Annotated in this window: 17 protein-coding genes and 1 riboswitch; of the genes, 1 reads left to right on the top strand and 16 read right to left on the bottom strand. The window is 46.0% G+C overall.

From position 1 onward, the window contains the following. Positions 1-9 precede the first annotated feature (9 nt). From N5C46_RS17275 to N5C46_RS17240, 8 genes are all read right to left on the bottom strand, one after another. Positions 10-447 carry a VanZ family protein gene (locus N5C46_RS17275; protein WP_261749559.1) on the bottom strand — a complete coding sequence of 146 codons (438 nt, stop codon included), beginning with the start codon at positions 445-447 and terminating at the stop codon, positions 10-12. Positions 448-556: 109 nt separating this feature from the next. Beyond that, positions 557-3,058 carry a cell wall-binding repeat-containing protein gene (locus N5C46_RS17270; RefSeq protein WP_261749558.1) on the bottom strand — a complete coding sequence of 834 codons (2,502 nt, stop codon included), beginning with the start codon at positions 3,056-3,058 and terminating at the stop codon, positions 557-559. Positions 3,059-3,179: 121 nt separating this feature from the next. Continuing rightward, positions 3,180-7,151, bottom strand: a complete 3,972-nt coding sequence (locus tag N5C46_RS17265; RefSeq protein ID WP_261749557.1) for a cell wall-binding repeat-containing protein — start codon at positions 7,149-7,151, stop codon at positions 3,180-3,182. Between the two features lie 240 nt (positions 7,152-7,391). Next, the gene (locus N5C46_RS17260) at positions 7,392-8,921 is read right to left on the bottom strand and encodes an AbgT family transporter (protein ID WP_261749556.1); all 1,530 of its coding nucleotides are present in this window, start codon (positions 8,919-8,921) and stop codon (positions 7,392-7,394) included. A gap of 172 nt (positions 8,922-9,093) precedes the next feature. Next, on the bottom strand, positions 9,094-10,401 hold the full coding sequence (locus N5C46_RS17255; RefSeq protein ID WP_261749555.1) for a helix-turn-helix domain-containing protein: 1,308 nt from the start codon (positions 10,399-10,401) through the stop codon (positions 9,094-9,096). 3 nt (positions 10,402-10,404) lie between these two features. Beyond that, the gene (locus N5C46_RS17250) at positions 10,405-11,637 is read right to left on the bottom strand and encodes a M20 family metallo-hydrolase (protein WP_261749554.1); all 1,233 of its coding nucleotides are present in this window, start codon (positions 11,635-11,637) and stop codon (positions 10,405-10,407) included. Then, positions 11,634-12,953: an amidohydrolase gene (locus N5C46_RS17245; protein WP_261749553.1), complete on the bottom strand. Its 1,320-nt coding sequence runs from the start codon at positions 12,951-12,953 to the stop codon at positions 11,634-11,636. The genes N5C46_RS17250 and N5C46_RS17245 overlap by 4 nt, the downstream gene beginning before the upstream one ends. Further along, positions 12,950-14,152: a M20 metallopeptidase family protein gene (locus tag N5C46_RS17240; protein ID WP_261749552.1), complete on the bottom strand. Its 1,203-nt coding sequence runs from the start codon at positions 14,150-14,152 to the stop codon at positions 12,950-12,952. Before N5C46_RS17240 ends, N5C46_RS17245 begins: the two co-directional genes overlap by 4 nt. Positions 14,153-14,430: 278 nt before the next feature. Here N5C46_RS17240 and N5C46_RS23230 point away from each other — a divergent pair, with 278 nt between their 5' ends. Next, a complete protein-coding gene (locus tag N5C46_RS23230; protein WP_272501213.1) occupies positions 14,431-15,582 on the top strand; it encodes an SEC-C metal-binding domain-containing protein in 1,152 nt (383 codons plus the stop codon). 92 nt (positions 15,583-15,674) lie between these two features. On the opposite strand, the gene N5C46_RS17230 is transcribed toward N5C46_RS23230, so the two are convergent. The 8 genes from N5C46_RS17230 to N5C46_RS17195 form a co-directional block, all read right to left on the bottom strand. Next, positions 15,675-16,490 carry a MetQ/NlpA family ABC transporter substrate-binding protein gene (locus tag N5C46_RS17230; protein WP_261749551.1) on the bottom strand — a complete coding sequence of 272 codons (816 nt, stop codon included), beginning with the start codon at positions 16,488-16,490 and terminating at the stop codon, positions 15,675-15,677. A 20-nt stretch (positions 16,491-16,510) separates the two neighbouring features. Further along, positions 16,511-17,176: a methionine ABC transporter permease gene (locus N5C46_RS17225; protein ID WP_261749550.1), complete on the bottom strand. Its 666-nt coding sequence runs from the start codon at positions 17,174-17,176 to the stop codon at positions 16,511-16,513. Then, the gene (locus N5C46_RS17220) at positions 17,166-18,179 is read right to left on the bottom strand and encodes a methionine ABC transporter ATP-binding protein (RefSeq protein ID WP_261749549.1); all 1,014 of its coding nucleotides are present in this window, start codon (positions 18,177-18,179) and stop codon (positions 17,166-17,168) included. The genes N5C46_RS17225 and N5C46_RS17220 overlap by 11 nt, the downstream gene beginning before the upstream one ends. Positions 18,180-18,248: 69 nt before the next feature. After that, positions 18,249-18,354: riboswitch (SAM riboswitch) on the bottom strand. 184 nt (positions 18,355-18,538) lie between these two features. After that, on the bottom strand, positions 18,539-19,528 hold the full coding sequence (locus N5C46_RS17215) for a LacI family DNA-binding transcriptional regulator (RefSeq protein WP_261749548.1): 990 nt from the start codon (positions 19,526-19,528) through the stop codon (positions 18,539-18,541). 91 nt (positions 19,529-19,619) lie between these two features. Continuing rightward, positions 19,620-21,257, bottom strand: coding sequence for an alpha,alpha-phosphotrehalase (locus N5C46_RS17210; RefSeq protein WP_261749547.1), 1,638 nt, complete (start codon positions 21,255-21,257; stop codon positions 19,620-19,622). Positions 21,258-21,338: 81 nt separating this feature from the next. Continuing rightward, positions 21,339-22,169 (bottom strand): carbohydrate ABC transporter permease, encoded by an 831-nt coding sequence (locus N5C46_RS17205; RefSeq protein ID WP_261749546.1) that lies wholly within the window; start codon positions 22,167-22,169, stop codon positions 21,339-21,341. Positions 22,170-22,202: 33 nt separating this feature from the next. Further along, on the bottom strand, positions 22,203-23,105 hold the full coding sequence (locus N5C46_RS17200) for a carbohydrate ABC transporter permease (RefSeq protein WP_261749545.1): 903 nt from the start codon (positions 23,103-23,105) through the stop codon (positions 22,203-22,205). Between the two features lie 111 nt (positions 23,106-23,216). After that, on the bottom strand, positions 23,217-24,452 hold the full coding sequence (locus N5C46_RS17195; protein WP_261749544.1) for a sugar ABC transporter substrate-binding protein: 1,236 nt from the start codon (positions 24,450-24,452) through the stop codon (positions 23,217-23,219). Positions 24,453-24,499: the final 47 nt, after the last annotated feature.

Below are 24,499 nucleotides of genomic sequence, written 5' to 3'. Positions count from 1 at the left end.
GGCAATTCTCTATATTTCGCCACTTCTGCGAATGCTTGATGGATGATAATGAAGTGCCCTGATAATGAAGTAAGCTGCAAAATATATGGTGATGCCCGCGACATCATACCCTACATCCAGCAAACATCCTGTTCTTGAAAAAAAGAGCTGAGCGATTTCTGTGCATAACCCGATAATCGATGCAATTACAAAACCCATCAATGCTTTCTTAACAACTGAGTGAACCACTAATCCCAGTAAAAAAAACGCAGCTGCATGTCCGGCCTTTTGTATGATGTAAGCACTGCTTTGAAACGGAAAAGAGCTCACAGTAAAGAAACTCACAATATCCGGGTGGGGATTCCACTCAAAAACAGGGCGTCCCTCTACTACAAGGTTCGTTAAGCTCTTTGTACATGTAAGGATGAAAATTAACATGCCATAACTGACAGCAACTAAAACACGCAACCCTATCACTCTCCTTGAGAATAGGGTTGACAGTTCCAAGCGACTTTAAAAGGTTCAGGGTAAAAGAAAAAGCTATCGAACGGATTCGATAGCTTTTTACATACAGGTTTTATTTCATTAATTTTTCTACAACAACGTCACTGACAGCATTTTCTCCACCAAGAACATTGAAATGCTTAGCTTTCATTTCTTCGATTGCATCAGAAGTAACGGTTGGAAGATCATTCGGCTGTACTAAAAGCATGGACGCATTTTCTTTAGCTGCAAGGACAGAACCAGCAAGTGCATCAGCAAAGTTCTTTCCTGTTGCCACATATACTTCAGTAGAAGGATTCAGTTCAGTAGCGATTTTGGCTGCTGTGCTGTATCGATCAAGTCCAAAGTAACGGGTTGCATCTGGAAGTGAATCATATACTTTCTTGCCAATCACACCTTCACCACCAACTACGATGGTGCTGTCGATGCCTTTTAGAGCTTTAGTCGTTTCAGATGGCAGCATATCTTTATCCGTTAATAGGATTGGATATCCCTTACTTGCTGCATAAGAAGCAACGGCTAATGCATCAGGGAAATTCTTACCGTTGGCAACTACCGCTTTCTCTGGTGAACCACCAAGGCTTGCAGCAATATTTACAGCTGTCTCCCAGCGGTCGTCCCCTCCAATACGATCAACATCAAGTCCCATTCCTTCAAGCTGATATTTAACATAGTTACTTACAGCACCCTTACCACCAAGAATGATGACATTCTTAGCACCAAGACGCTTGATTTCATCTTTTGCGGCTTTATTAAGTGTACCTTGTTCAGTTAATAAAATCGGTGCATCATGCTTATAAGCAAGAGGTGCTCCTGCTAAAGCGTCAGGGAATGAATCTCCACGGGCCAGGATGACCGTGTCCGCGTTTTCCCAACCTTTTTTAGAGATTTCAACCGCCGTCTCATAGCGTGTATCTCCCGTGAAACGTGCTACTTCCGGAGCTTCTTCTTGAACGATTCTATCTTCCACAACTGGTGAGATAGGATTGTTGTTTTCAAGATAAGACGAGAATACTTCAAAATCGGAAATGAATAAATCGGTTTGACGACCGTCTTCTTTCGCGTCTTTGAACATTGTATAACCGTCTCCACCATTTGCCGTGAACGCATTGGTAGCGACTCTATACATCATGTCAGGATCAATTTCTTCAAATCCATTATCCGTCATGACTTCGACACGCCATACCCGCTCACCAGCCGCTTTTGTTACATCATACTTATAATGGATACCTGATACCTGAAGGAATTCTCCCGGTGCATCTTCGCCTTCTACTTTGGCTACACTGTGCTCAAGGGCATCAACGATTTCCTGTCCAGTCAAATCAAGTGTGACTAGCTGATTCCCAAATGGCAGAGTTGTCAATACTTCTCCAAGAGTGACATCACCGGCATCGATTGAAGCACGGATCCCTCCACCGTTTTGAACAGCGATATGGGTTTTGACAAACTCATTCGCTTTCGCTACCATACCATCGGCAATCAGATTTCCTAAATTTGTTTCTTTTCTGCGCACATCTGCACGTTCACCATTCAAAGCTACTTCCGTCTTACCGACCACTTCACTCTTCAACTCGTCAAGAGGTGCCTTGAATTCTTCAACCTTTGCAAGTGCCTCAGCATTTGCTTCATAGTTTTTAAGATCTAAAACCTCACCATTATTGCCGGTTACAACGCCATTTTCATCAAATGTTACATCCAACAATCCAAGTAAGTTTAAGTATTCTCCAGCTTGAACAATGACAGTCGGCTCTTCCTTATCGATCACTACTGGTTTTTCCAGAGTCGTATGGGAGTGACCGCCAACAATGATATCAAGGCCGTCCACAGCTTCTGCCAATTCTAAATCATGGGAATATCCAAGATGAGAAAGGACGACGATTTTGTTAACGCCTTTGTCCTTAAGCATTTTGATTGTAGAGTTCGACTTTTCCACCGCATCTTCAAATACGATATTTTCACCAGGATTTGAAATAAAGGCTGTATCAGGAGTGGTCAAACCGTAGATTCCGATTTTCTCCCCATCTACTTCTTTAATCACGGCAGGATACACATTCCCACCTTCAGCAGACATACCAATCTCATTTTTAAATAATGGTTCCAGGTCTTTATCCCCTGTTACCTTCACATTTGAAGATACCATCGGGAAATTCATTTTCTTTATGAAATCAGCAAGAGTCTTAGAGTCTTTATCAAATTCATGGTTTCCAAGAGTCATAGCATCATAGCCAAGCTCATTCATAAAATGAAGATCAGCTTGTCCGAGATATTGTCTGAAATATAAGGTTCCAGAGAAGACATCTCCGGCATCCAATAACAAGGAATTCGCTTTTTCCGTTCTAAGCTCATTCACTGCCGTAACCAGGCGAGGGTACCCTTCAACATGAGCATGCGAATCGTTCGTATGCATGATCGTTAAATCGAAATCTCCCCCTTCTGCTGAAGCTGAAATCGTCGGAGATACGGCAAAAATGGCAGCGGCCAGTGCTGCTGTAGACAACACGCCATATAAAGGCTTCTTAATATTCATCTGGTTCATCCCATCCTTTTCATATGTAGGTTTTTGTCGGAATTTCATCCACAATACCCATTATATAGTAGTTTCGATGTGCAATGTACTTAATTTACTAAATATTATAATAAAAATATAGATCCATTTACACAGCCAGAGGGGGAAAGATCCCCCGACTGATTTACTTTCATTTCTTCAGTTTATTTAGAACATCTTCATTGACGGCATTCTTGCCACCTACAACATGGAAGTTATTAATATGGTCCATTTCAATCGCTTCCATGATATCCTCCGGAACTTCATCCTTCTTCACTAGCAGGATTTCAGCGCCTTCTTTGGCCGCCAGAACAGAACCTGCCAATGCATCGGCAAAATTGGCTCCTGTAGCGACGATTGCACGATTTGTTTGTGGAGTTAAGTGCTTGGCGATTTCAGCTGACGTTTCATAGCGGTCCAATCCACTATAACGGGTCGCCTCATCAAAGCTTTCAAAAATGTCTGTGCTGATCGCATTTTCTCCACCCACGACGATCTTTTCATCAATGTCTTTCAGCACTTTGCTGGAAGCTTTTGATAAAGTGTCTTGAGCAGATAATACGATCGGATATCCATTTTGAGCTGCATAGGATGCCACGGAAAGAGCGTCTGCAAATTGATAGGCATTTGCTACAACGGCCTTTTCAGGATTCCCATCCAATCTGGCAGCGATATTTGCAGCCGTTTCGAATCGGTCATCCCCTGAGATACGATCAGTCTTAAGCCCTAAACCTTTCAGTTGATACTGAACATACTTGGATAGTGCCCCTTCTCCTCCAAGGATGATAGCTTTCTTGGCACCAAGGCGTTTGATTTCTGCTTGTACTTTAGGATTCAGATAGTTCTGATCTGTTAATAAAATCGGTGCATCATGTTTGTAAGCAAGTGGAGCTCCTGCAAGGGCATCCGGGAACATATCTCCTCGGGCAATCACGACTGTGTCAGCTGATTCCCAGCCTTTTTTGGAGATCTCGATGGCTGTTTCGTAACGATCGTCACCAGAGATGCGCTCTACCTTGTTGCTGAATTGAATTTTTGCCAACACTGGATCGTGGTCACTCGCGCGTCCGTCTTCCTCGCTGAAATCAGAGTTGATGTTCACACTGTCAATGTCTGTATGATCAGCCAGATTGTTTGTGACTAAAATATGATCAAGGACTTGAGAGTTTCCTTGATAGATATAAGAGTAACGCTGCTCTGAAGGAAGCTTCTCCATCATATCGGTTAAAACATCGCCTTTAAGCGTCTTAAGAGGGTTTGAGAATTCAAAGTCGTTCAGGTCACCCAAAACCACAACATTCGCGTCATCAACGTTCTCGTTTACGTCTTTTACGAAGTTATTGATGATTTCTGCCTGTTTTACACGCTGTACTTCGCTTCCAAGGATAACCGGATGTTCCGCACCGAATAATGCGCCGTCTCCCCCTTTGGAGTTGAAGTGATTCGCTACGACGATGACTTTTTCACCATTGAACATGAACTCGGCAGCGAGTGGCTTACGGGAATCGTCAAACGCTTCGTTCAACGGTTCAACGCGTCCAGGGTTTTGAGTAAGTCCGTTTTCATCGACATCAACCGCTGTGACAGCATCTCCAGCTTCTTTATCTGTCATTTGAACGCGATCCGGATTATAGATGAATCCGACACGGATATTCCCGCCCGGCTGCCCGCCGTCCACTTTGTCGGCAGGGGCAATATCAGTGAATTCGTATGTCGGACCGCCGGCTTCTTCAATCGCTTTGATGATGGCTTCATACGAAGCACTTGCATCGGTCGTTCCATCATCCGTTGGACCGTTATTATCCTGAACTTCGACAAGGCCGACGATATCAGGGGTTTTTAGATTCTTAACGATTGACTCTGCAATCTTATCCACTTTACTTTGGTCGATTCCGGCGTAGAAGTTTTCGATATTATAAGAAGCGATCGTCAAGTCTTCTTTTACCGGTGTGATGCCCGTCACTTCACGGACTGTCCCTCCGTCCATGACTTCAGGAAAATCACCTGTTGGACGGATTTTGAAATTACTGTAATCGTAGCTCACGTTTCCAGTAACAGATCCATTAAGGGTATCACCTGTTTTGACATTGATATCGATCCCATCGACGTCTATCAACATTCTCTCTGGATTGTAGTCTTCAGGGGAAATCAATACGCCTCCTGCTCGTGTACGAAGTTGATCATCGCTTGTGTTCACCACGACAGGCAATTCATCATATTTCACAGGACCTGTGATGGTGGCATCAGGAATTTCAATCAGCATTCCTTCAAGACTTTCATAAAAGTCCAAGCCATCTGTTTCGGGATCGAATGTTTTCATTTCATCGTCTTCTACCACTTCAGTAGGCGGAACGCGGTCCTCACCCATCACAACGGCCGCAGGGACAGTGTTACCTGAGGATTCTACCGATACAGCCGATGCCGTAATTTGAGTCGTCAGAAGATCCTTGGCATCGGAATAGCCGTCTTCCCTCCACTCTTTCACTTGTCCAGCCACATTGACTTTGTCCCCTACGTTTACGGAACTTCCTTTCGCATAAACATAGATTCCTTCAGAAGTCGCTACGTTATCGTCAGGCGTCTCTTCCTGCATGTAGAATGCATTGGAACCGGCCTTCGCTGTCACAATCCCTTCCACGTTTGAAACGGTCATGTTTTCGTAAGGAGATGTATGGGATTCTCCCTGGATATCATGGATGCTTAAGCCATCTGCAGATTTAAGCATTTTATAAGTATAAGTGGACACATCGCTTGTTTTGCCGTCTTTAACAACCACTGCTTTAATGGTCACATCTGTAGTAAGTTCTAACGGCGCTGTGTACGTTGGACTGGCTGATGTAGGATCGGTTCCATCCGTTGTATAGTGAATAGTTCCACCTTCCGTTGCTGTTTGAAGTGTCACCTTCGTCCCTTCGACTACAGAACCCGAAGCAGGATCAGCCGTTACAGAGAAGGCCGTTTCAATGACATCTGCTGAATTTCGAGGGACCAGTTTGTATTCGTCAAAATTATAGTCAACCACTCCACGAAGGATTTCGTACGTTTTCCCAACTTCAAGCACTGTGCCATCATTTGGTTTAATGACGAACTCACCTTTGCTGTCTGCTGCGGTGAAGTTACCGTTACTGTCTTTGGATTTCACAGTCACATCCGTGAATTCCACAAACATCCCTTCGTGCTCTTCACCATTCTCCGCTGAGAGGTCTGTAGATGTCAGGGAAGCTGGTGATGGGACTCCTTTGTCTTCTTCTGTGATTTCAACGCTTGATGCCGTTGCTTCGATTTGCTGCATTCCATAGTAGTCTCCGAGTTTACCTTCCGCGATGACTTCATCCCCCGGCTCGGCAGTAAGTCCACTTGCACGGACGATGACACCGGCTGTCCCGTCCTGGATGAACAGGTTTATCTGACCGCCTGCTTCGAATGCTGCGGTTGCTGTACCCTGGACTTTCACGGTCGTTCCTTTAGGGGCTGTACGGGCATCTGCTATAGTGGATAATTCGATTGGCGTTGGGTCTGGGGCTGGATCGTCTGATAGATGGGTTCCGAGGTCACTGAATACATCTTTGCCCTGGTCTGTCCATTCAACATTAAGGTCAAATGCATCTGTTACAACTGTATCCCCTGTCTTAACGGTATCATGACGGACGATTGAAACGTCTTTTGCGAAATCCGCATCCGAACCAACCTGTCCGATGGAATCGATCACTGTGCCATTCTTCTTTAAGGTAATGGGATCATTTCCGTTGAAATTAATGACATTGCTGTCTAAGATATCCGCTTGGTCAAGAATGTCCTGAACAGCTTGCTTGTGGGCAAGGACAAACGTTTCTCCCGCATTAAGAACACCTGATAAAGTCATAGTCTTGTCCGTCGTTTCGATACCATTTGTATGTAATTCCAAGGAGTAATTCGATAGATCAATGGGTTCACCAGTGCCATTATAAAGTTCAATTGCTTTATTGTAACTGGACCCTTCTATATATTCCGAAATGATTAAATCCTGAAATGCCTCATCTGCAGCGGATACATGCTGAGATAGAGGAGGAGCAAACAAGCTTAAAGCCATACTGGAAGCAACTGTTACGCTTAACAGTTGGCGCTTCATTGTTTTCCCGTTCATATTCTTCCCCCTGTTCATAGTTTTATAAAGTGACAGTTTCGCCACCATCTACCAGTATACAACAGGATTTGTCATAATAGTGTAAAAATAGGGTAAATTATCGTATTTTTTGTTAGCGCTTTCATAAAATCTAAGTAAATTGGATCGATAGAAAATGAATAAAGCCCATTGGTAAGCCACTTATGTGACTCACCAATGGGCAAGATATTTTTTTCTAGTAAAATAGTGGTGACTCTTGTCCTACAAATACACCCCTACCCCTGGTCCAAATGGGATCCCCAACAACGCAAACGCCAAAAGCAGTACGATCCAAACCGATAAGAAGGCAATCGTATAAGGCAGCATGAGGGAAATCAGGGTTCCGAGCCCCGCTTTCTTATCGTATTCCTTCATAAAGGCGAGAATCACGATGATATAAGGGTTCATCGGCGTGATGATATTCGTGGATGAATCGGCAATTCGGTATGCCGCTTGAACGAACGCAGGATTATATCCAAGGGTGGCAAACATCGGGATGAAGATCGGGGCTTCCAATGCCCATTGTGCCGAGCCGCTAAAGATTAATAGATTGAGTAATGCCGTCAACAGGACAAACCCGATGATACCGGCAAGCCCCGTCATGTGGATGGATTCAAGGAAGTTCGCTCCGCTGACGGCCACCCAGGTTCCAAGGTTCGTCCAATCAAAGTAGGCAATGAATTGCGCTGCCGCAAAGATCAGGACGATATAGCCGCCCATGTCTTTCATGGCTTCCGTCATATACTTCGGTATGTCTCTTGTCGATTGGATCTTCTTCACTGTCACTCCGTATGCGACACCGATAATGATGAAGAATAGTAGAGTGATTGGAATGATACCTGATAAGAAGGTAGACGGGATGAGTCCGCCATCTTCATTCCTCATCGGGGAATCCGGCCAGGCGACGGAAACCACCAACAAGACGATAAACGCCAGTCCAGAAAGCGTTGCGTTGCGCAGCGCCTTCCCTTCTAATGGACTTTCTTCTTCCAGTACTTTGTCGACTTTTCCTTTGTACGTCCCGAGTCTCGGTTCCACGATTTTCTCCGTGACAAATGCACCAACGACGGTCAGGAACACGACGGATGTAATCATGAAATACCAGTTATCCACCGGGGTCACGGTGACATCGAAGGCTTTAGCCGCTTCGGTTGAAATCCCTGCAAGGAGGGCATCGGTTCCGGTGATGATGAAGTTTGCCGTGAATCCGGCCCCTACCCCTGAGAATCCTGCGGCAAGTCCTGCCAGTGGATGTCTTCCCACTGTATAGAAAATCATGGCAGCAAGTGGCGGGATAATGACAAACGCCGCATCCGACGCCAGGTTCCCCATGATCCCCACCATGATGACCGCATATGTAATCAATCCTTTTGGAGCATTCAGTACGGTTTTCTTGATGGCCGTTTCAAGCAGTCCCACTTTTTCAGCAAGTCCAATACCAAGCATCATGGCAAGTACGAGGCCGAGCGGTGCGAATCCGGTGAAATTATCGAGCATGGAGGTGAGTATGTACTGTAGACCCTCTCCGGATACCAGGCTCTTGATCGCCAGTACTTCCCCGTTTTTCGGGTGTACGACCGTAACGCCTAAACTCGATATAAACCATGAGAATAATACAATGAAAACAGATAAGTACACAAAAAGCATAAATGGGTCGGGGAGTTTATTCCCTACCTTTTCAATTCCGCCTAAGAAGCGAAGAAATCCCTTCTCCTTTTGAGGTGGATTCGTTTCTAGATTCGGGTTTGTCATGAGGTCACTCCTTCGTTTAATGTTTTAAGGAATAATTCCTTTTTACTTCCGTTAATAAGTATTTCGATATAGAACGTCTGATTCCTTTTTATTTTATAAAATTTATTAGAAAATTTTTAATTTATTGATTACGAAAAAAGATCTCATCCTTGATTCGAATGAGATCTTTCTCTTATAGCTGAAAACGATATAATTTTCGGGGTCTTCCCCTGCCCCCGCTTTGTTCTTCACCACTGATTGCCACAATCCCTATGCGCTCCATTTCCGTCAGGATCCTCCTGCCGTTCCGTTCCGTGCTCTTGAGCCAGCGGGATAGGTCCTGGGAGGTAATCTCTTCCTTATCATAATGGCGGGAAAGAGACAGGATTTTCGAGACAATCGCAGAGCTGACCGTTGCCTCGGTGAAGGCCGCCTTCCATTCCTCACCCAGGTTGTTCAGTGAGTAGGTGACGGGTTTTGATGATGGGAGGATTTCCGTGACGGTCTTATCTTCATTCACGCTTACGACAATGGAGGACTCGTGCTTTCTCGCGTGCTGAAAAGCAAGACGGACATGGTGTTCCGCTTCCAACACGGTCACACCGAATCCGAGCCCGACGCGTATATCCAAATCGGTATGAGCCTTCACTTCCTGAGTCAGGGTAGAGAAAATCGACTCCTCCTCCTGAAGATCCAGTTCCCCTCTCGTTGTATACACAAAAAATAGTCCATCTCCCAATTGAACCATGGATCCATTGATCTTCTGGGCAATATGAAGGAGGTTCCGTTTCAGATCCAGTTCCTGATGCTTCATTTTATAAGAAAAATGGGATTCGTCGAGGGTCTGAGTCGAGTAGATCACTTCAATTCCCACGATGGCGATCTGGGATTTCCGATATTTTCTGGATTGTGCCCTTTCCAGTAAATATTGCAGGATCATCCGGATCGATAAATTCGTCGGTACGACACGGTAGCAAGGAATGCCCATTTCCGTCAGGCTCTTTTGCACACTTTGAATGCACGTGATGGCCGCCTCGATTTCACCTTTTTCATAAAGGGAACGGTGATACTCGATGAGCTGCTCGGCACTCCGGTATCCTTCATAAGGATAGCTTGCGATGTCGATCCCATCAAAAGAATGGAACTTGACGGCCGTTTCAATTTCCTGCTTTGAAATCGTGTCGATGCTGATTTTCTTAAAAAGCGTCTGTTCTTTCATTTGTGCTTCCAATAATGCACCGAAAAAGCTGGATCCATGTAAGGGGGGAAAGCTTCCCTCTTTATCTGTGATCCACCCTTTTTCAAGGGCATAGTAGAATGGGGACTGCCCTGAAAAGAACCATTGATCGACAAGACCGCGATTCTTCTTCAGGATGTGTTCGATCTCATCTATCTGATGATAGGGAAAATTCACGAGTTCAATACGGTCAAAATACGTTGCCACATGATTGATCCGTTTGATCGAATCATCGGGACCGATGACACCAATTTTAATCAACAATGATTATTCACCTGCTTCTTGCTTCAATACTTCAGCTAGAATCTCGACTCCCATAGATAGGTCCTTAAGCGTGCTATGCTCCATCGGATGGTGGCTGATCCCCTTTTCACAAGGAATGAAGACCAAAGCGGATGGCCATTTCGCTGCCATATTCATGACATCATGCCCTGCCCCGCTGTCCATTTCATGGGATGGGTACCCGAGGCTTTCCCCGGCTCCCTTTACCCTCGCTGTCAGCTCTCCATCCAATAGAATGGAAGGATTATCTACAAGAGTTTCCACTTTGATTGTAACATTAAAGTCATTCTCTAAGCTTCGGCATTTTTCGATTATTTTATCACTCATCAATCTCTTCAGGTCATCGTCGACGGAGCGGATATCGATGCCCGCTTCCACGTAACCGGGGATGACGTTCATGACATCCGGCTTTACGTTCAGGGTGCTGACGGTTGCCACAAGTGGTTTCGGGGATTGACGGGAGAACTCCTCCGCCTTCTCGGAAACGAATGAAATAAGGGGAGCGATCGCCACAAGGGCGTCAGTCCGTTTTCCCATCGGGGTCGTTCCCGTGTGCCCCGCCATTCCTTCCACTTTCACCTTCAAGCGGATCGGGCAGGCGACGCCCCTGACGATTCCGAATCGTGCTCCATGGTCTTCGATTTGGGTACCTTGTTCGATATGGAGCTCGATGAAAGAAAGGATGTCGTCTTGGGATCGTTCGGCATGTTGGACCGTTGACCAGTTCAGGATAGTGGATTCTACCGCTTCTTTAACCGAAGTACCATGGCGGTCCGTTACTTTTTCAATGGTTTTATCAAGAATTCCCGCGACGCTCTTACTTCCAATGGTGGACACACCGAAACGGGCTGATTCTTCCGAGGCAAAGCAGACCACTTCTATGCTATGGTGCGGACTGAACCCATGATCTTTCAGGGTTTTTACGGCACCCAAACTGCAGAGGATACCTGCTGCCCCGTCGTACCCTCCTCCATTCTCAACCGTGTCGAGATGAGATCCCGTCATAACGACGTGATCCGTCTCCCCATCCCATCTGGCAAATAGGTTTCCTGCCTGGTCTCTCCGGACAGTTAATCCTAAGCTTTCTGCCACGTTTCGGAATACGTTCATGGCTTCCAATTCTTCCTCTGAATATCCTAACCTTGTAAATCCGTCCGGCTGATTCATCGAATCAACAAGGTTCAACGCCTTTATTGTAGTATCAAGCCATTCTTTCAACGTGTACCCTCCTCTTTTTGGTGAGATCGTTTTAATATAAGACGGGCGAAGGCATCGACCGCCACCTGCAGGACCCCTTCTTCGAAATCGAAGGCGTGATGATGATGGCCGTTTTTCAACTCTGTCCCGAACACCATGAACGTTGCGCTTCCACCCTGCTTCTGTACTTCGTTGATCATGTACGTGACATCCTCTGATGCTTTTAAAGGTAAGACATCATGAACTTCCGAGATGAACGGGCTTGCCTCCGCAGCTTCGTTCAGCCACTGGATCCAGTCTCTGTTACATTCTGCTTCCACCGTATCCCCTACTACATCGATGACGGTTTCCACCCCATACAGTTCACCGGATGCCCGGAGGATTCGCAGTGCTTCATTCAACATATACTGATTGATTGTTGTCGTTTCTCCCCTTGTTTCCATTTCAAGCTGAGCTTCATCGGCAATGATGTTTCGTCCTGCTCCTGCTAGAAGCTTCCCGACATTGATTCTTGATGCCCCATCGGAATGACGCGGGATGGTATAGAGATGAATGCTTGCAGCAGCTGCTGCAAGCAGTGCATTTTTTCCTTTTTCAGGCTCGAGGCCGGCATGTGCCGCTTTCCCTTTATAGGTGACATTGATTTTGGAAGAAGCCAGAAATGAGTTTGTTGTCGCGTAGACGTGACCGAGCTTTGTGTTCCGGATCCCGATATGACCGCTTGCAAAATAATCGACTTGGTGGAGCCAGCCTTTTTTCACCATGGCCTTGGCTCCCCGTCCTCCTTCCTCTGCCGGTTGAAAGAGGAGTGTGAACTTCCCGGAAAGCTGGTCTTTGTATTGAGTTAAAAAAGTGGCGACACCGAGGCCGATTGCCGCGTGTCCGTCATGGCCGCAGGCATGCATGACGCCATCATGGGAAGAGCTGAAATTCCCTTTTGCAGGAAAATGTTCCGGGTCAGTAGACTCCCTGATGGGCAAAGCATCGATATCGAACCGGAACGCCATATGAGGACCGGGCTGACCCGTATCCAATGTGGCGACCAGCCCTGTATGCCCCCCTCGCATTTTATCCAGCCAACTTTCCTCCACCCCTTCCAGTCTGGAACGCTCCTCTTGTAGATGAAGGAATTCATTTGGAGGGACTCCCATTCGGTCCCTCGATTCCAAGGCTTCTTTTCCCATGTGGATCGTGAATCCGAGATCCGTCAATTTTTTCCCAAGAAGATAGGTAGTGACATATTCCGTGAAGCCGAGTTCCGGCTTTTGATGTAAGGTACGCCTGAAAGCAGTGAGAACCGGGGCTATTTCTTCCATAAACTGTTCGAGTGATTTCATGCGCTGGTCACCTCTTTTTCCAGTCTTCCCAAGGCATCCAACGTAAGCTGAACCATTACTTCCACCCCTTTGTTTAACGCGTGTTCATTCAATTTAAAACGGGGGTCATGGAGGGGATATTGAGGTTCCGTCTCTTTCACTGACGTTCCTAGCCAGTAGAAGGCTCCGGGATATTTCTGAAGGAACCGGGAGAAATCCTCCCCTCCAAGGGATGGCGATACGGTTGGTGTTCCGTTTTCCCCAAGCACCTTCTGAGCAGCATTCCTTACTTCCTCAGCCCATTCCGGGGAGTTGACCGTTGCCGGATATCCATCCAAATAGTCAATGGTCATGTGTGCATCAAAGCTTTTTCCGACTCCTTCTATGATGGAATAAAAGCGGCTCTTCACCATTTCTTTCACTTCCGGTTTGAACGTTCGGATCGTTCCTTCCAGGGTCACGCTATCCGCGATGACATTATAGCGGTATCCACCTTCGATTTTACCGATGGTGACAACCGCGGAATCAATGGGATCGGTATTTCGGCTAACGATGGTCTGGAGCTGGGTGATGAGGTTATTGGCGATGATGATCGCATCATTGGTTTGGTGAGGCATGCTGGCATGTCCGCCTGAACCTTTGACGGTGATCTTGAAGCGGTCTGAAGCACCCATGATTTCGTTTTGCAACACCCCGACCTCCCCTTCAGGCAGATCCGGCCATACATGTTGTCCAAAAATGACGTCAGGCGTGAATTCGTCGAAGACCCCATCCTCCATCATTTGTTGGGAACCTCCTATCGGGGCATTCTCTTCAGCAGGTTGAAAGACCAGGAGGACCGTTCCCTTTATGTCCGACTTCAACTGATTGAGGACTTTCCCTGTCCCGATAAGCATTGCCGCATGGGCATCGTGGCCGCAGGCATGCATTTTATCGGGGACGGATGATGTGTATGGAAGGTCGTTTTCTTCCTGGATCGGCAGGGCATCGATGTCCGCTCTGAGCGCTACCGTCCCTCCAGGCTTTTCCCCTTTGATGATTCCCAGTACTCCGGTCTTGGCAAAGCCTGTTTGATAAGGGATGCCAGCTTCCGAAAGCTTCTGTTGAATCGTCTTGGACGTTTCGAATTCCTCGCCACTCACTTCCGGATGCTGGTGAAGATGTCGCCGCAAGGCAATGACTTCATTCTCTAATGATTGAACAAGCTGTTTTATATCCATGAAAAATCTCCTTTTTCGGTCGAATGATTATTTAAGGAAAAGTTCCTTAATAATACCGTTAATATATACATTCGCTACCAAGACGGGAAATCCTTTGAAAATGGGAAAGTTTTTTGTTTTGGAGTCTGGGAGGGACGGACCTCTCGGTATTTCAATGAAAGCCCTTGTCTATCACACTTTTCCCTTCTGGAGTTGACATAACTGAGGTCCGTCCCTCTTCCCTTTTCCCCTTTCACCCATTACACTGAAGGAAATACGTGATAAAGGATGGTTGGATGATGCGTTTTGTTGAAAGTGTCGAGCCTTATTTTTTGAGTGAGGACCCGTTTGTGCAGAGATATGCGATTGAAATGTTGGAAGGTTCTTATTTGGTTGATGGTGATACATTTTTAACCGGGTTAAAGGCCCATGACCGTGGACAGGTTTCGGAATACTCTTCCCCTATACTTCCTTATTTAATGTACATGCCGTTGAATGAGGAAGGGCTGACGGAGGTAGTCAATCGGTTGAATAGCCTGAGTAAAAAGGATGCCGACGTACTCTTCTACATTCAATTAATAGCGAATGCCGATACAGATTTACTGATTTCATACAGAGATGAAGTAAAACCTTTTCTAGATGAAGAGCAACTGAAGAAAATCGCAAAGCTTCCGTATTTAAAAGATGAGGAATTATTCATGGAGCTTGATGGTGTTATGCATTACTTGGATACGAATGAGTATGACCAGGTGTATTTTGACCACGGGAAAAGGATCGTCCACGAGCTGGTTAAGAAAGGGGAAATGAAAAGCTGGGAGGTACAGATTGAGGAAGATGAGCTAGGCGGCTTCAATCTAGTATACACAGTATATATGGCTGGGGAAATCCGCAAAGAGAGCGTGATCCCACAGTTGGTGAACCTCTTCAAGAACGAGGGAGCAGAAGATTTGTTGTTGGAGGAAGTGGCCAATGCCCTGGTGAAGATAGGGTCAGATCAGGTGGTACGCGAGGTTGAAAAAGTAGCTCTCTATGGGAACACCTATTTCTATACACTGGATGTATTAGGCAGAATAAAGAGCGCTGAGGCGGAACAAGCACTGTTACGATTATTTGATCAAACAGATGACCTTACCGCTAAAACACTGATAGCGGATTATTTATGTCAGCAGCTATCAGCGGACTCGATTCCCAAAATCGAAGCACTCATCGAAGAAGGCTATGATGAGAATATGCTTTGTCTGGAAGAATCCCTTTACGTCAACTGCGTCATGAACGGAATCGATCATCCGAAACTTCCACAGTGGAAAAGTCTCATCGAAGAAGTGGAAAAGCATTCATTGGATGAACAACCACTACTCGTTACACAACCCGTCCAAACAGGCGACAAAATCGGACGCAACGACCCCTGCCCGTGCGGAAGCGGGAAGAAATATAAGAAGTGCTGCCTATAATAGATGAGGGACGGACCTCCGCATTTTCATGCGGAAGCCCGTCCCTATCACGTTTCACTATTGAATTATGGTGAAAATCGAGGTCCGTCCCTCTACTCCATCCACTCGGGTTTGCCGAAGCCTTTGAAGTCTTGGTCGATGGTTTTTTCGAATTGGTCTGCTTCGACGACGGCTTTGATGTCTTTGGCGAGTTGTGAGTCAACGTCTTTTGTGTTCATGACTACCCGGTTGCGGTATTGGTCGGGCATGTCCTCCAGCTGCAGGGCATCGAGAAGGTCCATGTCTGCTGCCAGTGCATAGTTCCCAGGAACTGCCGATAGATCGACACTGTCTACAGCTCTTGGAAGCTGTGCCGCTTCGATTGGTTTGAACTGCAGGTTTTTCACGTTTTTATCAATGTCTTTTTCGGATACGGTCAATGGATCCGTGTCCGGCTTTAACGTGATCAGCTTGGCGTCCTCAAGGATTTGAAATGCACGTGCGGCGTTCGTCGGATCGTTCGGAATCGCGATGGCACTGCCTTCTTTGATGTCCTTGATGGAATCAAACTTCTGTGAGTAGATTCCCATCGGCGCCGTCGGTACGACAATGACTTCGGATAGGTCCATGTTATGCTGTTTCGCGAAGGTTTCCATATAGATCTTGTGCTGGAACAGGTTCGCATCCAGGTCTCCCTGTGCCAGTGCGTTGTTTGGCTGTATGTAGTCACTGAATTCCTTCACTTCCACCGTATAGCCTTTTTCTTCAAGACCGGGCTTGATCGCTTTGGTCACCATATCACTATATGGACCGGATGTCGCTCCAATGGTCACTTCTTTTTTATCTTCCGAGCTTGCCTCTTCTCCGCCGCATGCTGCCAGTAAGCTTACTGTTACCGCTAATGCTACAAATAATATCCACTTTTTCACTTTTGTTCCCCCTATAGTTGTTATCGTTTATCGACTAATCGTGCAAATATATCACCCGTGTATTGGATGAGCTGAACCAGACAAATCAGAATGACCACGGTCGTGATCATCACCGTGTTGTCATAACGGTAGTACCCGAAGCGAATCGCCAGGTCCCCGACTCCGCCTCCGCCGACGATGCCGGCCATGGCGGAATAGGCGACTAAACTGATCGTTGTAATCGTGATCGCCTGAATGACGGCCGGCCGCGCTTCCGGTAACAGCACGTCCTTGATGATCATCCAAGGACTGGCCCCGACTGAAACCGAGGCTTCGATGACCCCTTTATCAATCTCCCTGAGGGACGTTTCTACCATTCTCGCAAAAAACGGAATACCCGCAACCGAGAGTGATACCGATGCCGCCGTCGGTCCGATCGTCGTCCCGGTCAATAGTTTGGTTAATGGTAAAAGGGCCACTAATAGAATAATGAAAGGAACCGAGCGGACCATATTCACGACGAATCCTACCACTTTTTTAATCACACTATTTTGTAAAAATAAGCCCTTGTCTGTTACGAAAAGCAGAATCCCCAGCGGCAATCCCACTATAATCGCTACGGCTAATGAGATCCCCACCATATACACCGTTTCAAAAAAGGCTTTATTCAATTCTGGCAATATAGAAGTCAATGAATCAGGCAACATCCTCAAGCACCTCCAGGCTTTGTGTCTTGGCCGTGATATAACGGATCGCCGCTTCGATTTCGTCAGCTGATCCGATCAGTTCCATGATGAAGATCCCAAGTGGGACATCCTGAATGTATTCAATTTTACCGTGGAGGATATTCCCCCGCACCTTGTACCGCTGAAACACCTCTGATACGACGCTTTCCTCGGCGATGGATCCTTTGAATTGAATCTTGATGAGCTTCCCCCTTCTCGATTCCACCAGATGCTGTGGCAGTTCGAATTGGAGAATCGTTTCGATGAACTGCTTCGTCAAAGGCTGCTTCGGTTCGGCAAACAGGTCATACACGGGACCTTCCTCCACGATCTTCCCGTCCTGCATCACGGCCATCCTGTCACAGATTTCCTTTACTACTTCCATCTCATGGGTGATGAGCACAATTGTCAATCCCAGTTCCTCGTTGATTTTTTTCAAAAGCTTCAAGATCGATTTCGTAGTATTCGGATCCAGGGCCGATGTCGCTTCATCACACAGTAATACCGATGGGTTGTTGGCAAGTGCCCTCGCAATTCCGACTCTCTGCTTCTGTCCTCCGCTGAGCTGTGCCGGGTAGGAGTCGGCTTTGTCTGAAAGACCGACCATCTCCAAGAGCTCGACGACTCTCGGTTTGATTTTCGCTTTCGGTACATGGGCCGCTTTCAAAGCAAAGGCGAGATTATCAAACACCGTCTTCGATTTGATGAGGTGAAAGTGCTGGAAGATCATGCTCGTTTTTTGCCGGGCAAGTCTTAACTCCTTGGATGTGAGCTTCGTGAAATCCTGACCATCGATGATGATTTCCCCTGATGTCGGGGTCTCTAATAGATTCAGGCAGCGAATGAGTGAGCTCTTCCCCGCTCCGCTGTACCCGACGATCCCGAAGATCTCCCCTTTTTTAATAGTGACAGAGACGTTGTCGACACCGACCACCGTTTGCTTTTTCGTTTTGTACGTTTTTACTAGATTCCGAATCTCGATCAATGTGCACACCCCTTTTTCTCCAATAAAAAATGCCTCTTTCAACTGAAAGAAGCATCGCCTGTTTATCTCGACTTATCTCTCAGAATGAAATCATTCTGCAGGAATTAGCACCGTTCCATTTCTGGAGGTTGCCGGACGTCATAGGGCCTGATCCCTCGGTCACTCTTGATAATTGAATGTATGTAATTTTCAAAAATTTATCTTATAGAGGATAATACTGGGTATGGAACGGGAAGTCAATAGGGGATTTCGGTAGTGTTTTTATGTAAGCGCTATCTTCATTGATGTAGCAACAAAAGATTTTTGTTTATAAAAAAACGACCTCTCCCATACAGGAAAGGTCAGGCTCTTCCTCTAAGTCAACGACTTTTCACCGAATCTCTCTCTATCAGCTCCGTTGTGAGTTTGTAATACGAATCGACCTCTTCCTTCAAGAGCATCTGAAAGATAAGATGAACGGCCAGTGCACCGGCTTCATATTTCGGCTGTCGCATGGTTGTCAGTGGCGGGGATACGTATTCTGACAGTTGGATGTCGTCAAAGCCCATGATGGAAATATCCCCTGGAACAGAAATGTTTTTTTCGTTCAGTGCCTGCAAGCCGCCGATGGCCATTTCATCATTGGCATAGAAAATGCCCTGCGGGACATCCCGTTGAGCAATCAGCATTTTGGTCGCCTGGTAGCCCCCTTCACGAGTGAAGCCCCCGGATACTTTCCATTTCGACTTATAGTCGATACCGTGTTTGTCCAAAGCTTTCCGGAAACCCTGGAAACGAAGCTCGTTGTCATGGGAGTTGTAAGGTCCGCTGATAAAAGCGATGTTACGGCTCCCCCTCTCAATCAAGTGCTCAGTGGCCACGAACGCTCCGTGAACATTATCGACTTCGATCTGGGTGACGTAATCGCTTTTGATGCTCCGATCGAGGACCACGATGGGAAAACCTTCCCTTGCCGACTCCAGGATCGTCTCGTCATCGATATTATGGGCAAGGATGATGACGCCATCGACCCTTTTTTCTTTTAAAAATTTCACGGCGGTGGACTGTGCCCCACCGATGGAACTGCAGGCGATCAAATCATATCCATTCGTGGAGGTCACATCCTGTACGCCCTTGATCAGTTCGGAGTAATAAGGTCCTGATAGATCGCTCAGGATCAAGGCGATTGTATTCGTGCTTGTCCGCTTCAAATCGGAAGCAAGCCCGTTTTTTTGGTAATTCAATTGTTTGGCTGCCGCTAAAACTTTCTGTCGTGTTTCTTCACTGACTTTCTTACTGTTGTTTAATGCATAAGAAGCGGTCGAAACGGCGACTCCGGACAGTTTAGCCACATCTTTGATGGTTGCCATAAGTTCACATCCTAATTGCTAAATAAATGAAGGCGTCCTTCTTGACTGATTTCTTCTGTTCATTATACATGAAAGCGCTTCAAGTATTGGGTTATTTTCCTAATAAGTATACGATCGCTTCGTAGGGACGAAGGCTGTTGATGTCTGATGGTCTTTCACTGGTATCGGAATAGTTGCTGATGAGCATTTTGGCATGAGAATCATCCGCTGCTTCAGGCAAATGGAATTCAGGATTGCCTCCGTAGAAGTTCGCCACGACCAACAAGGTTTGGTCTTCCCATTTCCGTGTGTACGCCATGATTTCTGGATGATCCCCCAATAGTAACTCATACTCCCCATAAACCAGGATATCCAATCGCTTCCTCAGTGCAATGAGCTTTTGATAATGATGGAAGATAGAGTCCTGATCCTTTATTGCCTGTTTTGCGTTGATTTTTTTGTAATTTGAATTTACTTCAATCCACGGATTCCCTTCGGTAAAACCGCCATGAGTATCGTCATTCCATTGAAACGGTGTCCTGGCATTGTCCCTGCCCTTCGTCCGGATCGATTTCATAATCTCACCCTCTGGGACGCCTTCTGTTTTCTTTTCATGAAAGTAGTTAATCGTTTCAATGTCACGGTATTGGGTGATATCGTCCCAATTACTATTCGTCATCCCGATTTCTTCTCCTTGATAGACGAAAGGCGTCCCCTGCATCATGTGAAGAACGGTTGCGAGCATCTTGGCGGAAACGATCCGGTACTCCTGATCGTTCCCCCACCTGGATACGATACGGGGCTGATCGTGATTATTCCAGTATAAACTGTTCCAACCCTTCTGAAACAGGGAGGTCTGCCATTCGCTCAGTACTCTTTTCAATTCAGGGAAATCCAGTTCTTTTAGAGCCCACTTCCCTTCCCCTGCCCGCTCGTCCAGGGACATATGTTGGAAGGTGAACACCATGTCCAATTCATTCCGCCCTTTCCCTGTATAAAGCTTAGCCGTTTCAGGTGTGGCAGATGGGGTCTCACCGACCGTCACAGTCGGATAATGAGAAAGAACCTTTTCATTCATTTCCTGTAAATACTCATGGAGCCTTGGTCCATCGGTCAGTACTTTTTCATCGATCTCTTTTCCGATCAGATCGATCACATCCATACGGAAACCGCTGACCCCTTTATCGAGCCAGTAATTCATCATTTTGTATAAATGTTCCCGTACTTCCGGGTTATGAAGGTTGAGGTCAGGCTGTTTTTTACTGAAGAGATGAAAGTAATACTCACCAGTCTGTTCATCCCATTCCCATGCGGACCCGCTGAAGACGGATTGAATATCACTTGGAGGTCCGTCCCCGCTCTCCCGCCAAATATAGTAATCCCGATAAGGGTTATCCTTCGATTTCCTCGATTCCTCAAACCATGCGTGCTCATCAGATGTATGGTTGATGACGAGGTCCATCATGATGTGGATGTCCCGTTTCTTTGCTTCTTCTATGAGTTTTTCCATGTCTTCCAAGGTACCGAAATCAGGCATGATCTCATAATAATTGCTGATGTCGTAGCCGTTATCGTCATTCGGGGATTGATAGACCGGGCTCAGCCAAATGATGTCGATGCCGAGAAGTTCGAGATAATCAAGCTTTTCGATGATGCCGGGAATGTCCCCGATCCCGTCCCCGTTGGAATCATTGAAGCTTCGGGGGTATATTTGATAAATAGTGGATTTGTGCCACCATGCTTTTTCCATCGTGTTTCACCTCTTTTTTAACGTATAACTAAAGAAATGTACCAGGTACAATCATTCCGCTTTGTACCTGGTACACGTCAATCATTTGATGCCTGACATCGTAAAACCTTCGACGATGTATTTCTGGAAGAATGAGAAGATGATGATAATCGGTACAACCATGAAGGCAGCACCGGCCATTTGCAGGCCGAAGTTATTGGCATATTGCCCCTGCAGCAATGACAGCCCGACCGATAAGGTGTAAAGACTTTCATCGTTGGCGATGATTAACGGCCACAGGAAGCTGTTCCAGGCTCCGATGAAGGTGAGAATTCCCTGTACGGCGAAGATCGGCTTCGCAATCGGTACGATCAATCGGAAGAAAATATAGAATTCCCCTGCTCCGTCAAGTCTGGCTGCTTCAATCAGGTCAGTCGGGATCGTCGTCATGAACTGCCTGAATAAGAAAATACTGAAGGCAGCGGCCAGTCCCGGCAGCACAATCCCCGTCATCGTATTCGTGAGTCCCATTTCATTCAGGATCAAATAGACAGGAATCATCGTAACCTGTGCAGGAATCATCATCGTGGCAAGCACGATATAGAAGATTTTCTCCCTGCCTTTGAATTGATATTTAGCAAATCCATAACCGGCCATGGCATTAAAGAATAGGCCGACAAAAGAAAATAACACGATGATGAGCGTATTACGTAAATAGACTCCGAAATTCATGCTTTCAAATAAATTTACGTAGTTTTCGAGTGTCGGATTTTCCGGTATCAAGCTTGGCGGTATTTGAAGTACTTCACTTTCAGGCTTGAACGAGCTTGAGATCATCCATATAAAAGGCACGGATACGATAATCCCGCCGAGAGCAAGCAAGACGATGATCAACAGCTTTTCCGCTTTACTTTTCGTTGTTTTGTTTTTCATATTATTCAGCCCCGATACTGTATAGTTTCATTGCTAATATTCTGTATCAGATTTTCTTAATTTAAATTGAACAAGCGTGATGATAATGATGATGACAAACAGGATGAATGAACCTGCTGCTGCATAACCAAATTCACTGAACTGGAATCCTCGTTGATAGATGAATAACGCCATTGAAATCGTTCCATCAAGGGGTCCACCGTTTGTCATGACGAATGGCTCCTCGAAGAATTGCAGCCATCCGATGAGAGTCGTGACCGTGACGAAGAACGTGGCGTAGCGCAGTAACGGGATCGTCACATTCCGCAATACCTGCCATCTGTTCGCCCCATCCATTTCCGCCGCTTCGTAATAAGACTTTGGAATCCCCTGCAGGGCAGCAAGGAAAATAATCATATTGATCCCGATCCCTTTCCATACGGCTAACACAATCAACGATAGCTTGGCGATCGTTGGCTCTCCTAACCAAGGAATCTTCTCGACATCGAGTAAAGAGAGTAAGTAGTTAAATAATCCGTATTCGGTATTGTATAAGAATCCCCATATCACGGCAACGGCAATGATGTTCGTGATCGAAGGCATGTAGTATACTCCGCGGAATACAGTAAACAGCTTGCTTGTCCCATAATTCAGCAGCAGGGCGATTCCCAATGAGAACACAATGACAAGAGGAACGCCAATGACCACATAAAACAATGTGTTGAAAATCGACTTATGGAACAATTCATCAGAAAGTAAGGCTGAGTAGTTGTCCATGCCGATGAAGCTGACATTCGACCAGTCGGCAAGTCCTTTTAAGTCGAGGTCTGTGAAGCTGATCAAAAAAGCTACTATAATAGGAACAATACTGAAAACAGTTAAAATGATCACTGCAGGAGCGATAAACACATAGGGATGCTTATTTTTGCTCATACTGTTTTTCCATCCATTGCTCATGATATCCCACCTATCTAAACGTACGCAAAATGATGTTAAAAATGGAGTTCAGGCTGCACACCTGTAACTCCATTTTATTCTTATGCCAGCGTCAGTTTTTTTTAGTCTCTCTTACTTCTCTACGATTTCATTTGCTTTTTTGTTGAATTTCTCGAGCTCTTTGTCTACATCCGCTCCGCCTACCGTGACCTTTTCAATAGTAGAAAGGAACTCCTGGGCAATCACTTCAAATTCCTTGATTTGCGGAGATGCTTTTGTATCTTCCAGTTGTTTACCGAAGACAGACAGCATTGGATCTTCTTTTAACTTTGGCTCTTCCCATGCATCGACGCGTGAAGGAAGGGTATTGGATACATCCAGCCATTCCATTTGCGTGTCCACTTTATTCATATAAGAGATGAATTTCAGGGATTCATCCACATTCTCAGAATTATGGAAGACAGATAGATTGGATCCACCCATGCTTGATGTGTTCGTTTCTTTCTTAGGCATCACGGCTACAGCCCATTTGTCCTTCAAGTCAGGTGCCTGGTCGTTGATGATGTTGATCATCCAAGGGCCGCTGAAGAACATTGGCTTCACGCCATCTTTAAATGCCTGTACGATATCGATTCCTTCTGTCGTAGGACTGATGCCTTCTTTAAAGAAGTCTGTGTAATACTCCATTGCTTCCTTGAATTCAGGAGAATCGAAGTTCATCTTATCTTTACCTTCAAATTCGTACCCATTCTGCCATGCAAAGATGAATGGTGTGATCTGGTCATTGCGGTCGATATCCAATCCATACACATCGTCGCCCCGGTCGTTCAGCTTACCGGCCGCATCCTTCAGTTCATCCCAAGTAGCAGGAGCCTTGTCGTAACCGACTTCTTTCAATAAATCTGTGCGGTAGTACAGTACGCGTGTATCGATATACCAAGGAACACCGATGACTTTGTCGTCATACTTCATAGAAGTGACGGACCCCTCAAAGTAATTTTCAGGTTTGAATTCAGGATAGTCATCCAAGTATGGAGTCAGGTCAAGCAGTGCACCTGCATCTGCGAATTCCGGTACCCATGTTGTCCCTAATTGAAGGACGTCCGGGCCATTTCCTGAAGCGACTGCCGTAAGCAGCTTATCATGAGCATTCCCCCAAGGGATCGCTTGGATCTTGACAGAAATATCTTTGTTTTCCTCTTCAAATTTTGAAGCCATTTCCTTCAGCTTCTTACCTTCTTCACCCATCGCCCACACGGTGATTTCTTTCTTTCCATCCTTCGACTCACCATTGCCTCCGCAGGCTGTAAGAATCGTGGATAAAGCCAAAATACCGATTAGTAGTAAGGACCACATCTTCTTTTTCATTTCCCCATCTCCATTTCCATTTGATTTGACACCTTTAAAAATGGTAA

This window comes from Rossellomorea vietnamensis (assembly GCF_025398035.1).
GTDB classification, from domain to species: Bacteria; Bacillota; Bacilli; order Bacillales; family Bacillaceae_B; genus Rossellomorea; species Rossellomorea vietnamensis_B.
The sequence above is the reverse complement of the archived record's forward strand: the minus strand, read 5'-3'. Positions and strand labels throughout refer to the sequence as shown.